We start from the raw sequence: 15,282 nt of genomic DNA on the forward strand, positions 1-15,282 counted from the left end.
TTTAAAACAAAAAAAATCTAAAACAAAATGTTTTAGATTTTTTATTGGGTATTAATTATTTATCGTTTAGACTTATCAAATGGAACCCCATTTGCTGCTGGCGCCCTCGATGATTTTGAAAAGATTACCATTGTAATAATTGTAATTACAAAGGGTAATACTTTAAAGATTGTCGAACCAGTAATTAGTCAACTTCCTTCAGGAATAAATGACAAAGTTCCCAATCGTGATCCAAGTGTAAATAAGAAGGCAAAGATAACAACTCCCAATGAAATTCAATGAATTTTTCATTGTCCAAAAATCATAATTGCCATTGCTAAAAATCCCATTCCCATTGTTGTTCCGCCGAAGTTACCTCCCATAACAACTGTTGTTATCATAACTCCACCAGCTAAACCAGCTAAAACTCCAGAACAAAAGACTGCAATATAACGGTACTTATTTACATTAACTCCTGCTGCATCAACCGCATTTGGGTTTTCCCCAACCATAGCATAACGCATTCCTTGTTTTGAAAACTTAAAGAATAACATTAAACCAACTGCAATTAAAATTGCAAATATTAACCAAATTGGAATTACTGAACCAATGTAGATTGGAATGTAAAATGTTGAAATAACAGAACCTTGATCTCCAAATATTCTTGATGTTGCAAAAAACATTCCTAAACCAAGAGCTAAAATGTTAATTGCAGTTCCAGAAATGATTTGATTTGATCTTAACGTTATTGACGGGAAGGCATGTAACATTGCAAAGATTCCTGTCATAAGTCCTGCAACTAGCACAACTCAAATTTGTGATCCATTATGTACATTTGATGAATCTTTATTAATTGATGACCCAATCATAGCTACAATTAGCGCTCCAATTGTCATCATTCCCTCAATTCCAATATTAACAACTCCAGCTTTTTCACAAACGAGACCTGCTAGCGACGCTAATAATAAAATGGCACATAATGCTAAAGTATATTGTGTAAATCCACTCATTACTGAACCTCCTTAATGTTTGGCATAAATTTAGCTGAAATTGTTTTAATATAATTTTCCACTTTTTGGTTATAATCTTTTTCCAGTTTTAAGTATCTATCAAAGGTTTCCTGACCTGCATTTTGTTTTTGCTTAATTTCTTTGATTTTATTTCTATAAGTTTTTTTGATTCTTATAATATCTGCTTTTGATTCATTATTGCCTTTATTTTCTGTCAGTTTTGCTGCTTTTTCTTTCTCCAATTTAATAATATCTGCTTTTGATGTCAATGACATTGCTTGTTTAAGTTCTGCCAATCGAGATTTATAATCTGATTTATAGTCTAATAAATTCAATTTAGCTTCCTTTAAAATATTATTGTTAATATCATTGTTTATTGAAATTAAAATTTTGTCGACTTTCATTATTTTTTCAATTGCCACTTTCATTTTAATTTTCTGAATTTCCAAAGCAATTTTTACTTTTTTCATAACATACTGATTGTTATCATAACTGGCAAAAACTTTTTCTCCAAAAATTTTAACCAACTCCAAATATTGTTGTTCAGCTAAATTTATTAAATCATCAAAACTTTCTTCAATTTTTGATAGCTCACTAATTTCAGAAACCTCAGAACTTTTTATATCTATCAATTTATTTTCAGTTTTTAATTTTAGCTCTTCAAGCAAATCAATTGCCGCTTTTAAATCTTGTTCCGATTTTGCTAAATCATATTTGGCTTGATGTTCAAGAACTGATTTATGCAACGCTTTAGTTTGTCTTTCAAACTGAGCATTCGCTTGAACAATTTTTTGCTCAAATTCTTTTTCAATTGCTATGATTTGGGTTTGCTCTTCTTTCAATACAGCTACTTTATCTAAATGCTCTCTTTTTAAATGAGCAATTTGCTCCATAGCCTTGTTTTTTACTTCTTGCCTACTTGCCTTTAAGTTTTTAATTTGAACTTCGCTATGAGACTTGACCTCAATAATTTGATTTGACTTGTCAGTTTCGCTTAAACTGTCATTAAGTTTTATCAAATCAATTTGCAATTTAAGATCAGTTCTTAAAGAAACAATTTTATCTTTGATTTGACCAAGTTCTTTTGCCTGATCACCTTTAATTTGAACTTTTCCATTAATATATGCGTACTCAAGACTTAGTTCCCCAATGGCTCCTTGTTTTCAAACTTTGGCAGCTGTGATTTGTTGATTTCTAATCTTTTTGACATTTCTTATTTGCGTTTTTTCAAACGCCACATAGTTTTTTGCTCGTTCTATTAAACTATCTTTAAATGATAAGTAATCCAATTTAATATCGGTGTACCCTTCTAAACTATTTGAATTAATTTTATTCATTTCAGTGTGTTTACGATATTTTAGACCTCTTAATCCAGAAGTAATCTCTTTTTCAAGAACACCTTTTTTGAAAAGGTTGATTTGATTTTCAATTCTATGAATTTCCATTCGACATGTTTCTTTAAAATCTTGGCTGTACAATTTAATTTCTTCATGCTTCATTGCCTCAATTGTTTTCGCATACTCAGGAGACTTTTTAGGAAACGCTATTCAATGACGATATTTTGCTTGTTGAGCGTTATACCCATTTAAAGTTATTTTGCGTGTTTTAGATTTCATTGTGTAATATTTCATTCGAACTCATAATGTTGGTGCAAAATTCATAAAAATTATTGAAATTGCAGCAAAATAAATTATAACTCCAAAAATTAATCCGCTAATTTGTGTAGGCATTCCAAACAGCCCTGATGTCAATGGACCTGCTGATTGAATTACTCCTCATAATCCTCCAACAAAGATAATTCCAAACGGATTATTGAAAGCTACTAATGAAACCGCAATAGCTTCATATCCAATTGTTGGCAAATTGTCAACAGTGAATGAAGTGTTTGGAGAAATAGTATACATATTAATAAATGCTGCTACTCCTGCGAAAGCTCCTGAAATTGTCATTGCTTGAATAATTTTTGTTTTAACATTAATTCCCGCATACTTAGAAGCACTTTGAGAACTTCCTACTGCTTTTAACTTAAATCCAAAAGTTGTTTTTGCAAATAGTATTGCTACTATCAAAATACATCCTCCAGAAATTAATAACGGAATTAAAATATTACTTCCATTAATTGTAAAAATATCTGTTGGCATCATCTTACTTGTTGATGGTACAGAATCATCAGCATACTGCTTAAATATTGAAAAGACAAATTTAAATAAATATCATACAATTCAATTCAGCATAATTGTTGAAACTACTTCATGAATATTAAAGTAGGCCTTCAAAGCACCAGCAATAGCTGCTAGAAAAGAAGCTACCACCAAGCAAATTATAAAAGTTACAAATACCATGATTGGGGTTGCGGCAGTGTTTGTTCCAACAACACTCCAAAAAACAATTGTTGATATTGAACTCGCCGCTAACATTTGTCCAGCCATTCCAATATTGAATACTCCTGATTTAAATCCAACCGCAATTCCAATACCAGCTATCATATAAACTGCAAATCAGTTCATTGTTTGTTCAACATATAATCCATTAAATGCTACTTTAAATAACTGATAAAAATATTCAAACGGATTAACATTCTGCACCATTACGATAATTGCTGCAACCATTAAACCAGCCAAAATAGATAATAATGAGCCTTTAATTGACTTTCCCTTTTGCTTAAACTCATTAGAAGTCAAAAACTCATTAGTTTTCTTCTTGGTTGATCAACTAAACTGCCTAAAATTCATTGCCAAGTACCTCTTCTTTCTTACCTGCCATTAATGCCCCAATATGTTCTCTACGAGCTCCCTTACCGGGAACTTGACCAACTAAGCGTCCATCATTAATAACAACAATTCTATCTGCTAGTGCCATAACCTCACTAAGCTCATAGGAAACCAATAAAATTGCTGAACCCGCTTCTTTTTCTTTTAATATTTCCGCATGAATGTATTCAATTGCTCCAATGTCTAGACCCCTAGTTGGCTGAACGACAACTAACAAATCGTGTTGTCTTCTAAGTTCTCGACCAACTACAGCTTTCTGTTGATTTCCTCCAGACAATCCTCTTGCTATTGAAACTCCACCACGGGCACCGCGAACATCAAAATCTTTGATAATTTTTTGAGCATATTTTTTAATTTCAATTGTGCTTAATAAACCAAATTTTGAAAATGGCTTTTTGCCGATTTCCTGAATAACAATGTTATCTTGTACGGTAAAGTCCAATAACATTCCGTATTTGTGACGGTCTTCAGGAATATGACTCATTCCCAATTCGTAGCGCTTTGCAATTGAATATTTTAAAATATTTAGTTCCTTATAAACAACTCCACCTACTGCGGCTTTACTCAATCCTGTAATAACCTCAACTAGCTCTTTTTGACCGTTTCCTTCAACTCCAGCAATAGCTACAATTTCTCCTGATTTGACTTGAACATTAAAATTTTCTAATGCATTAATTTTAGGATTATTTGATGACTTAACAGTTAAGTTAATAACATTCAAAATTGGTGTATCACTTTTTGGTTTTGAATATGAATTTTTGACTTCTACAAGTTTTCTACCTACCATCGCTTCAGCAATTTCTGTTCCTTGAGATTGCTTTACATCAATTTCAGCAACTTTTTTTCCAGCACGAATAACTGTTGCAGTGTCAGCAATTTTTTTGATTTCCTCTAACTTATGTGAAATAAAAATAATTGTTTTCCCAGCAGCCTTCAGTTTTAACAAGATGTCCAGTAAACTATCAATTTGCTGAGGGGTTAGTACTGCCGTAGGCTCATCAAATACTAGAATATCGGCACTACGGTATAAAATTTTCAAGATTTCAACACGCTGCTGCATTCCAACAGAAATATTATGAATTTTCGCATCAAGGTCAACATATAATTCATATTCTTTCATAATTTTTGTTATTTTAGCTTTGATTTTTGTTTTATTTAAAAGCATATTATATGACGTATCTTCAACGCCCAAAGCAATATTTTCTCATACAGTATTAACTTCAACTAATTTAAAATGTTGGTGAACCATACCAATTCCCAAACGGTTTGCCTTAATTGGATTAGTGATATTTTCAATTTTTCCATTAATAAATATTTCACCACTAGTTGGTTGATATAAACCAAATAAAATACTCATCAGTGTCGATTTACCGGCTCCATTTTCACCCACAAGAGCATGAATTTCACCTTTTTTAACATTGAAATCAATGTTGTCATTTGCTACTAATGTTTCAAAAAAAACTTTTGTAATGTTTTTCATTTGAATTGCATACTCATTTGCCATTTTTTCCTCCGCCTTCATATTTATTATTCAAATCCCTCATCGTCAACAGTCTGTAATCAACTTTTATCTTTATCATAGAGCTCTTTAATTTTTAAAGCTGTTTGATAAATTTTTTGTCCTTGCATGTAATCATTGATATTTTCACCAGCACTTGCAAATGCCTGTATAATAATTTCAGCCACATCTAGATCTTCTTCTAAGCTTAAAATTTTTGCCTTGTCTTGATATTTAACATAAGTATGCTTTGATAAATTTTTTCCACCATAAGTGTCGACAGATCAGTTAGAACGCGGTTTTGCAATTGTTCCATCGTCAATTGGAAATTCTTGCTCATTGTCAATGTCTTTTTTGTTAATCTCTATTAAATTATTATTTTTGTCGACAACCTTTTTTAGTGATCTTGAGCGTCGTAATTCATCAGTAATGGCTTGCTCTAAGTTTTTAACAGCACTTGTTATGAAGCGACCTTCATAACTTGGAAATGATTCAACTTGGTCTACATCAACTCCAATTATATAAGGATTATAACTTGCCCCTGAAAAACTTAACACATCAGAAATTTGAGGACCAGCAACCGGGAAAATAATATCTGCTCCATTTTGTGTTATCAGACGATCCAAAATTCCTGATGAGGTTGCTCCTCCTAATGCAAATGATTGTGAAAACCATCTTGCATCTGTTGTACCTTGAACATTTGTTGCGGAAATTGGTTGATATTTATTTTCCTTAGCGTCATAGTTATTTGCCAAAACAATTTCCTTTACTTTGCCGCTATCAATTTGTTCTTTGTGAACCAAATTAAAAACTTCCATTCCTAAAATTAATCCTCACATGTAATTATCTACTGAGTATTTTGATGACATTCCAGCAAATGTCCCAATAGCAATTTTTCCATCCTTATTTGAATCACCTTGAAACTCATTTTGATTTGCTCAAATCGATGCATCATACCCAGCAGCAAAACCGGCCAATTCAGAATTGAACTGAATGCTAATAACATTTTGATTTTTCCCATTTGAATAATCAGCAACTCCATCTGCTAAAACTATTGTTTTACCATTCATCAATTTCGAAGCTGCATCAATTGTCCCAACATGAATAAATCCCGATAATACCATTGCATCTGTTTCTTTAAAAGCAGCCATTTTATATCCGCTAATCAAATCAGCAGCTGTATGACCTGAAGATTCAACATAGTTCCCAGTGCCATCATATGATATATCATTAACTTCATTTCAGTCATCAAGCTCATTTGCATATTTTTTAATTGAATTGTATGACCCTTGATTAAAGGATTTATCGCTTACATTCCCGCCATCTGTTACTAACAAAACTCTTTGCCCATTAGGTCCCTTTGCGTAGCTTGCTGGTATACAAGAAATAACACTAGTAGATGTCACAATGATAGCTGACGCAGTGTATAAAGATAACATAAGTTTTTTCATATACTTCCCTTTCTTCCTTTCAAAGAAAACAAAGGGTTTTGCGCAAAAAAAGTTTTCTGTTGTTAGACAGAAAACTTATAAGCTTATACTTACAGTCCCTTCTTTGGCAAGGGGTGGAGTCAGTAGCCCATTTGCTACCCTATGTAAGTTTTCTCATATTAAGTTATTTTTAGTATATAGTTTTCTTAATTGAAAATGTTGGTTTTTTTTCGTTAATAAAAAATTCCATTTTTCCTTTTCAATTTCTAATCCAAGAAATGTGGAAAACTATAAAAATAACACATTTTTCTGCCCTCATAATAATTATTAGACCTATTGCAAAAAAAGAGTTTCCATTTTAATTAATTGTTTGAAAAAAAGAAAAAGGGTTTTAAACCCTTTTTGCTCTTTGATATTATTTTTAGCAATCCTTTGAACATGTAGATTTACATTCGACACATGTGTCACATGAATTAGCGCAAGTACATACAGAATTTGCATTTTGTTTGCACATACAGTTCTCACATTTCATATTTTGATTATTACAGCATGCAGAGCTCATATCTTTACTCATGATGTTTTTCCTCCTCATTAAAGAATCATAATAATATGTTACGTAGAATAAATTCAAACTGAAATACTCTACATTTTCATATTATCACTTATTTTTGCTTTTATGATTAAAGGCAAATAAAAAAACAAATATATGAAAAAACCAAAACAGTAAATATTAAAAATAGTTTTGTACTTTTGCGTATTTTTTTAACCAACAAGCTATAACATCTTATTCAGGCTTTTCATTTTTAAAATTTAAAAAATTTATTGTAGTTGATTTGGCTACGATGATTGATAACAAAAAAACAAAATCCTAAAATGAAAATTTCTTTAGCATATAATAAGCGTCACAAAGTCAGAAACTTTAAATACTTTTTGAAATATAGTTTATGAATGTGATTTTGCTTATAAGAATGTTCAGAAAACGAGTTCAAATTATATTATCAATATTCGTTGTGTGGGCTTTAAATTCTTGATATATTAGTTCCTATATCCTATAATTTCATTGCCTTTTGCGGTCGCATGTTTGGCAGTCAATGCAGCTTTATTATTTGCCATTGAGATTCTGTTAATAACGGCACTCGCAAAGGAGTATATAGTATTTTTGTTTTGTACCTACTTGGTAAAACAGTAAAATCAAAATAAGATAAAAAGTCATGTTAAGTATAATTTTTCAAAGTGCCACAATAATTTGACTTCAACTGCATTGTTTTTTAATGATGTGGCAGTAGTTTGTTCAACGCCTGTTAATTTTAGTTTTGTCTATACATTGTAAAAATAAATAAAATATAAATGTAAATATTTGAATAACTACTTGCTTCTAAAACGAAGACTTAAAAAACACAGAAAAACAAGTTCTGTGCTTTTTTTATATTAAGACTTTTCAATTGGTAGTTAGTATTTTGGTGCCTCTATAAATGACTTTATTTTTTATTTCTCAAAATTAATTTATTAATATTTTTACCCAAATTATGAAATTTAGTTTCATATTCAGTAGCAATATTATTTTGTAGTAACGTTTGTTCATTATATAGGTCTGTTGTTTGGCTAATAATTTCTCATTTATTTGTCAACTTTAAGTTTTCCAAAGTAGATTCAAATAATCCATCATTATCAGTTTTAAAATGCAACTCACCATTTTCTTTTAAAATTTTTGAATACATATTTAAAAACTCAATGTAAGTTAAACGTTTCTTTGCATGACGCGATTTTGGTCAAGGATCTGAAAAATTTAAAAAAATTTGATCAACAGAATCATCTGAGAACATTTGACTTAAATCTTCAGCAAAATTATTAAAGTACTTTAGGTTGAATAACGGAGTTTTTCCAAACGTAGCTAGAGTTTTTTTAAGAGCAACTCCAGTAACGGTTTTTTCTTTTTCCATTCCAATAAAATTAAATGTAGGATTTAATAATGCATGCTGAGTTATAAAAGTTCCTTTACCACAACCGATTTCCAAGTAAACAGGAAAATTATTCTTAAACTCTCTTGCAAAATCAACTTTTGCTGTTTTATCTCAGGTAATTAAATACTCCTTATTAACTTCTAAAAAATCGTCAGTTCATGATTTCTTTCTTAATCTCATATTTCTCCCTTATTTTATAAAAATGCAGTTCCAACTCCTAAGAAAATTGCAACAGCCGCAATATCTACTAAAGTTGTAACTAACGGCGATGACGCCAATGTCGGATCTAGTTTAAAAGTTTTTGCCAGCAATGGCAACATGCATCCCAAAATATTCGCAAAAATTATGCTCAGAATTAATCCTAACGAACTTGTCCCAATTGCAATTCAAACATTTGAAGAAGACAAGTCACCCTTATATTGAACCAAATAAATTAAAATTAATCTAACAATATTAATTAATACTAGCGGCAGGGTTATTAAAATTGAAACAGTAAACTCTTTTAAAATAATTTCTTTGACTTCTTTTTTGTGAATTTGGCGTAGCGATAGCGAACGTACCATCATTAAAGCTGACTGATTACCACTGCTTCCAGCAATTCCAGCAACAATCAAAATCATTGGTAACAATAACAATAAGAGTTGATCGCTGTTACTTTGAGAAGCCTCTTTATTGTAAATTCCAAAAAACACCACCAATAAAATTTGAGTAATTGTTCCCAAGACTAACATAGCCATTAATCAAATTGAACGTGATTTAAACATTTTAAAAATAGTTGTTTCAAAATAGTCTGATTTGGCATCATTAATGCCGGCAAATTTTTGCAAATCTTCTGTAGCTTCTTCAACTAATACATCAATAACATCATCAACAGTAATAATTCCAACCAATTTTTCTTGCTTATCAACAACTGGCAATGTATTAAGGTCATAGCGCTTGAAAATAATTCCTACTTCTTCTTGATCCAACTCACTTGCAACTGACACAATTTTTGAATCCATGATTTCCGACATTTTTTGACTTGGTTGATTTAAAATCAAATCCTTAATCTCAATATGACCAAGAAGTTTTCCGATGCTATCAGTTACATATAAATCATCAATTTCATCATAATCCTCATGACGACGACGAATAATTTTAATAGCTTTTTCTACGGTATCATCAGCTTTTAATTCAGTAAAGTTAACTGACATAATGCCTCCAGCCGTTTCCTCATCATATTTTAAAATGCTATTAATTTCTTTGCGTTGCTCCTTAGTCGCAGCTTTTAAAATTTTTTTTACGACCTGAGCTGGCATATCATCAATTACATCAATAATGTCATCAGTATATAATTCATCTACAATTTCTTGAACTTCTGCTGAAGTAAATGAACTAATGATAAACTCTTGATGTTCTGAAGACAAGTAAGTAAAAATTTCAGCAGCTTCCTCAATTTCAAGCATACGAAAAATTCTTAGAACAGCTTTTTCATCAGTTTGCTCTAAAGCTTCTGCAAAATCAACATATTGACATTGTTTTGAAATTTCTCTTACTTGTTTAATATTTTTTGATTCACTAGCTTCAATTAAAAGTTTTTCAAGTTCTGAAATATTTAGCATCCAATTCTCCTATTTTATTTTTAAAGATAATATTATTATATTAACAAAAAATGAGGTATTATGGTTCAGTACAAGTAAATTACTTTTATGAATGAATTGATAAAAATTAATGAAACAAAAATACCTGCAAGGATATCAGTACCTTTGCAAGTATTATCAGTTAAATTTTACTTAACGTGTTGCTGGTCAGTTTTGATGACCACACTATCTTTTAAAAATACATCGCTCCATTTGCATAAATAAATTTGCAATCCAATTTAGCATTTTTTTCCAAATATTCTTTGTTATGAGTATCCAAGAATTTTTCATAGTTTTTAATCATTTCAATTGCTTCGCTGTGTGACTTTGCTAATCAAAGACGATTTTCACTATTTAATTGAGTATCGAAAATTGCTCCAAAAACAAAGTGATTAATTGAAAATTCATTAAGCTGTTTTGTAGATGACTTTTGATGATAACGAAAATCTGATATCACTGGAATCAAAACTTTTTCGTTTTGTGTGGCTTTTGCTTGCTCAATTGCAATTGCAAATTCCATAATCATTCCATGATCCAGACTATCTAATTCAAAAATTATATATTGTGAATCTTGTACACATTTGTAGTCTGCATCTCAAATTTCTAAAGGTGTTGGGCAGTTTCCTAAATTTGTATCAAAATCAATTGGATTTGAAATCACAAAATTAGGAAATGCTTCTCTTAATTTTTTTCCTTCTAGTCTACGTTGATTAACTTGAGCTTCATTGAACATGCTTCCGGCATTATAAATTTGTTTCATTCTTTTTTCCTCGTTTCGTATATTATTTTAACAAAACATTCGGGGTTATTTTATTTTTAAAGGTATAATTTTTATATGGGGATGTCCCGGTTTCGACAGGATATGCCTCCATGCAACTGCAGTGGTCTGGTAGACCATACTACTTCTAGGTTTGATAAAATGCAAACAAAAACGAAGAAAATTTTGAAATGCCAGCATTTATGTTCAATAATGAATATGCTGGAGCAGCAAACTTTGCTGTTTAATAAGTCTTAGAACTGAAAGCATTCAACGTATAACTATATCGCAAACTTTATATGTTATATGAATTACCCAAGTTTGATAGAAGTTATGATCGTAATAAATAACTTTGAATTTAATTTACGAACGACTTTTTTAACTTTTGTTAGTTTTAGTAAAATTGTCGAGTTAGAAAACATAACTAAACTGTAGACGTTGCATGGTGAAGTATTTTGGACGCGGGTTCGATTCCCGCCATCTCCACCATTAAAGAATCAAATTAGCTTAGCTTTTAAAGCTAAGTTTTTTTACGCAAAAAAGAACCCAAAAGGGTTCTAAAAATTATTTATAACTATTTTGTTGTTTTTTTAGTTTCAACTTTTTTTGCTACAGGTTTCTTAGCCACAGGTTTAGAAGCTGCGGTACTTTTTGCCTCAACTTTTTTAGTTGTTGGTTTCGAAACTGTTGTTTTTTTAGCTTCAACTTTTTTTGCTACTGGCTTTGAAACTGTTATTTTTTTGGCATCTGTTTTAACTTTTGCCTCAACAATTTCTGGCTTAGCAACTTCAACTTTTGTAGCCTCAGTTTTAACGCCAACAGTTATTTTTTTCTCTACTTCTGACTGAGATTCTGACTGAGATCTTTGAATTTCAAGAATTTCTTTAATACGAGGCTTAATGGCTTCTTGTTCTCCACCATAAACCACTTGTACGTTTGTTCCTCTAACTAAAGCTCCAGTTGACCCACCTAAAGACATAATTCCATCTTTGTTTACAACAGAAGAATCAATAACAGTTAATCTTAAACGTGATGCACATGAATCAACGTCAGTGATATTTGCTTCACCACCTAAGAATTCAATAATTTTAGCTGCTTTTTCATATCTAGCAATTTCTGTTGGATTTGAAGATGCAGTTCATTTACTTGCTCCTGTTGAAGCCTCAACAGCAACAATTTTTGATCCATCACGGTTTTGACCTTTTGATGCTTTATAATCATCTTTTGTAAATAATTCAGTTGGACCTGATGTATCACGTCCTGGAACCATAACATTTCCATATTTTACTGCAAAATAGAATGCACAGAAATATACAGGTCCCATTACTGCAGCAACTCCTAGCACACCAAATACTGATGTTGCTGACATTGCTCCGTTAAAGAATGGAATAATTCCGAATACGATGTAATCGATAAATCCACCAGAAACAGTCATTGATACGTGAGTTTGCAACATTCCTGCAAACATAAATGAAATAGCTGCTAATGGCATATGTACTCCATAGAATAATCATGGTGCCAAGAATAAGAATGTATACTCAATTGGTTCTGTAATACCAGTTAAGAAACAAGTAAACGCAGCTGAGAAGTAAATTCCCATAACATTTTTACGGTTTTCTTTTGGTACATTAAATCACATAGCTAAAGCAGCCATTGGTAATCCTAATAACATAAATCCAAATTTTCCTGATTGGAAACGTCCTAAATTTAGTCCTAGCAATTGGAATGATGTAAAGTTAATTCCTTTTGAGTTATCAATGTTTGCAATTAAACGTGCCATCATTGTTTGATCACCCATTGCTTCAAATAAATCTTTATTACCTGTTACGGTTGTAAAAAATTCAGGTCAAGTAATGTTATGACCTGCAAATGCTGAAGCTTGTTCTTGTCAATTAAACATATCCAATCCATTAATTAGTGCAGTTGGATTATTATTGACAATTCATTCAGTATTTGCACGAGTAACAATATCAGCTATTGATCCTCCTGCACTTGTTCATCATAATGGTGAATAGAATACATGGTGTAATCCAAACGGTACTAATGAACGTTCAATCATTTCGAAAACTAATGAATCAATTCCTTTAACTGGAATATCTCCTGATTTAGTTCCGAATCATGCTAATCCTTGTCCAATTCATGGTCAAAAGAACACGAAAATGAAACCTAAAGGAATAACAGCGAAGAAAGTAATAATTGGTACTAATTTAGTTCCACTAAAGAAACTCAAAGCTGATGGTAATTGAGTTTTATGGAAAGTATTGTAACATTTTGCTGAAATTGCTCCAACAAAAATTCCTGCAAACACTCCAGTATTTAAAGAATTAACACCCAAGTTTGAAGTTATTAATCCATTAGGAATGTTGTTGTGTCATAGTAATGAATACATTACTTTTCCAGCAGCATCAAGGTTTGCAACTTTCATCCCTAATACAACTTCTTTTCCTTCGTAGAAACCGTTAAACAAATCTTTATATTGTTTAACTAATTCCTCTGTTGCATTAACCATTGTTGGATGTAATAAAGCCCCTTGTAAAGCATTCATTACTAAAAATCCTACAACAGCTGTCAAAGCAGCAACCCCAGCGTCTTTAGTATATGCTAAAGCAACTGAAATACAGAATAGAACAGGCAAGTTACCAAAAGCAACGTCCCCCATCTTATTCATAACTGTTCCAAAGTATCATAGACCTGTTTGTGCATCTGCTGCGTTAGCAATAGCTGCTCCAACTCCTAGAAATACTCCGGCGATTGGTAGTAAAGCAATTGGTAGTAAAAACGCTTTACTCAATTTAGATAAAGTTGGCATGATTCCGTCTTTGAACTTGACAAGTCCACTGACGAAACTATTGTGTACTTTACCTGTACTTACGGTTTGTGTCCCCATAAGATCCCCTTTCAAATTTTATAATTTGGTTAGTTAATTAAAATATTGCTGTCACAAAACCAGTAACAAACATTACAAGCCCGAATAAAAAAACATAAAAGACAAAGTTCTTTTTCATAAAATCTCATACGGTTTTTGATTCTTGTTTGTATTTGTGAAAATCGCCACGGCGCTCTGCTTTTTTTCTTTGTCAAAAATAAAGTCATAAAAAAACTGCGGCAATAATTGCTCCAATAACTGCAAGTGAAGTCCCTACAATTACATTTTGATTTGATACTGAATCTGCTAGTAACATTTAATCCCCCCTAACAATAATAATTATATATTATTAATATCGGAAAATTCTCCAAAAAAACCAAAAAAAACCAAAAGCAAAATTTTGACTTATTATTTACTTTTGAAGCCTCTTTTATTTGCCTTTGTCAAATCTAAATATTCGTTTAAAGTTTTATCTATTTCATTTTCAGAAACATTAACTATATAAAAATTTATGTCTGTTGCGGTTAACCCTTTTTGTAACAAATAGGTTGTTACCTCAGCTCCAATAGAATTCTTATTATTGCTATAAATTTGTTCTTTTATTTTTAAAACTTCTGCCTTAATACTTTGAGCTTTATCAATGAAAATAGGAATAAAAAACTCTTTGTCATCATATCTTTTTCCAATAAACATTATATAAAGTCCTGAAGTTTCAGGAAGTTCATCGGTCTGCTTTCAAGAATATTTTTTTGTAGCCAAAATTACTTCAATTGCATTATTGGTATTTATCTTGTTTGAACTTTTAAAACCGCTTAAAAAGCTTCAGATTCCTAAGACTATTCCAATAATTGCTAAAATCGTAATGATTACTCAAAATCATCAGGGCATTGCTGTTGTATTATTTGTTGCTAAAATCATTAACTCTCCTTAATACTTATTTTTGGCAAGCTCGCGTCGTTCCATGTCACGTTTTTTAATGGTTTCACGTTTGTCATAGTTTTTCTTTCCACGACCCAAACCTAATTCAATTTTGGCATAATTTCCTTTTAAATAAACTCGCAAAGGGACAACTGTTAAATTTTCCAACTTTATACGTTCCAGCATTTTTCTGATTTCTTTTTTATGAAGTAATAACTTTCGATTACGAGTTGGTTCAATTCCCTTAATATTATTTGCATACTGATATTTATTGATGCTCATGTTGATGACAAATGCCTCTTCTTTTCGAATTAAAATAAATGCCTCAGCAATTGAAATTTCTTTATTTCGAATTGACTTGATTTCTGGTCCATTTAAAGCCAATCCGGCCTCTCATTTTTCAAGAATCTCATAATTAAAATAAGCTTTCTTATTGTTGACAATTACATGTTCACCCATAAGATCCTCCTAAA

Annotated in this window: 11 protein-coding genes and 1 other RNA gene; 1 reads left to right on the forward strand and 11 read right to left on the reverse strand. The window is 31.2% G+C overall.

The genetic code is table 4. The features are described 5' to 3' along the window. Nucleotides 1-59: 59 nt before the first annotated feature. The 7 genes from CXP39_RS03445 to CXP39_RS03475 form a co-directional block, all read right to left on the reverse strand. The gene (locus CXP39_RS03445) at nt 60-989 is read right to left on the reverse strand and encodes an ABC transporter permease (protein WP_027048209.1); all 930 of its coding nucleotides are present in this window, start codon (nt 987-989) and stop codon (nt 60-62) included. Continuing rightward, on the reverse strand, nt 989-3,721 hold the full coding sequence (locus CXP39_RS03450; RefSeq protein WP_027048210.1) for an ABC transporter permease subunit: 2,733 nt from the start codon (nt 3,719-3,721) through the stop codon (nt 989-991). Before CXP39_RS03450 ends, CXP39_RS03445 begins: the two co-directional genes overlap by 1 nt. After that, nucleotides 3,711-5,282: an ABC transporter ATP-binding protein gene (locus CXP39_RS03455; protein ID WP_027048211.1), complete on the reverse strand. Its 1,572-nt coding sequence runs from the start codon at nt 5,280-5,282 to the stop codon at nt 3,711-3,713. Before CXP39_RS03455 ends, CXP39_RS03450 begins: the two co-directional genes overlap by 11 nt. Nucleotides 5,283-5,287: 5 nt before the next feature. After that, nucleotides 5,288-6,709, reverse strand: a complete 1,422-nt coding sequence (locus CXP39_RS03460; RefSeq protein ID WP_027048212.1) for a BMP family ABC transporter substrate-binding protein — start codon at nt 6,707-6,709, stop codon at nt 5,288-5,290. Nucleotides 6,710-8,166: 1,457 nt separating this feature from the next. Continuing rightward, nucleotides 8,167-8,829 (reverse strand): tRNA (guanosine(46)-N7)-methyltransferase TrmB, encoded by a 663-nt coding sequence (trmB, locus tag CXP39_RS03465; protein WP_027048213.1) that lies wholly within the window; start codon nt 8,827-8,829, stop codon nt 8,167-8,169. A 14-nt stretch (nt 8,830-8,843) separates the two neighbouring features. Next, complete coding sequence (mgtE, locus tag CXP39_RS03470; protein WP_027048214.1) at nt 8,844-10,250, reverse strand: magnesium transporter; 1,407 nt, start codon at nt 10,248-10,250, stop codon at nt 8,844-8,846. Nucleotides 10,251-10,461: 211 nt separating this feature from the next. After that, nucleotides 10,462-11,028 (reverse strand): hypothetical protein, encoded by a 567-nt coding sequence (locus tag CXP39_RS03475; protein WP_051591871.1) that lies wholly within the window; start codon nt 11,026-11,028, stop codon nt 10,462-10,464. Nucleotides 11,029-11,105: 77 nt separating this feature from the next. Between CXP39_RS03475 and ssrA the strand changes: the two genes are divergently transcribed. Further along, nucleotides 11,106-11,514: a transfer-messenger RNA gene (gene ssrA, locus CXP39_RS03480) on the forward strand. A gap of 85 nt (nt 11,515-11,599) precedes the next feature. On the opposite strand, the gene CXP39_RS03485 is transcribed toward ssrA, so the two are convergent. From CXP39_RS03485 to smpB, 4 genes are all read right to left on the reverse strand, one after another. Next, nucleotides 11,600-13,912: a PTS transporter subunit EIIC gene (locus CXP39_RS03485; RefSeq protein WP_027048215.1), complete on the reverse strand. Its 2,313-nt coding sequence runs from the start codon at nt 13,910-13,912 to the stop codon at nt 11,600-11,602. 37 nt (nt 13,913-13,949) lie between these two features. Next, nucleotides 13,950-14,207: a hypothetical protein gene (locus tag CXP39_RS03490; RefSeq protein WP_027048216.1), complete on the reverse strand. Its 258-nt coding sequence runs from the start codon at nt 14,205-14,207 to the stop codon at nt 13,950-13,952. Nucleotides 14,208-14,299: 92 nt separating this feature from the next. After that, nucleotides 14,300-14,809, reverse strand: a complete 510-nt coding sequence (locus tag CXP39_RS03495; protein WP_027048217.1) for a hypothetical protein — start codon at nt 14,807-14,809, stop codon at nt 14,300-14,302. A 9-nt stretch (nt 14,810-14,818) separates the two neighbouring features. Next, on the reverse strand, nt 14,819-15,268 hold the full coding sequence (gene smpB, locus CXP39_RS03500; protein ID WP_027048218.1) for an SsrA-binding protein SmpB: 450 nt from the start codon (nt 15,266-15,268) through the stop codon (nt 14,819-14,821). Between the last annotated feature and the right edge of the window lie 14 nt (nt 15,269-15,282).

Source organism: Mesoplasma syrphidae (assembly GCF_002843565.1).
Classification (GTDB): Bacteria; Bacillota_I; Bacilli_A; order Mycoplasmatales; family Mycoplasmataceae; genus Tullyiplasma; species Tullyiplasma syrphidae.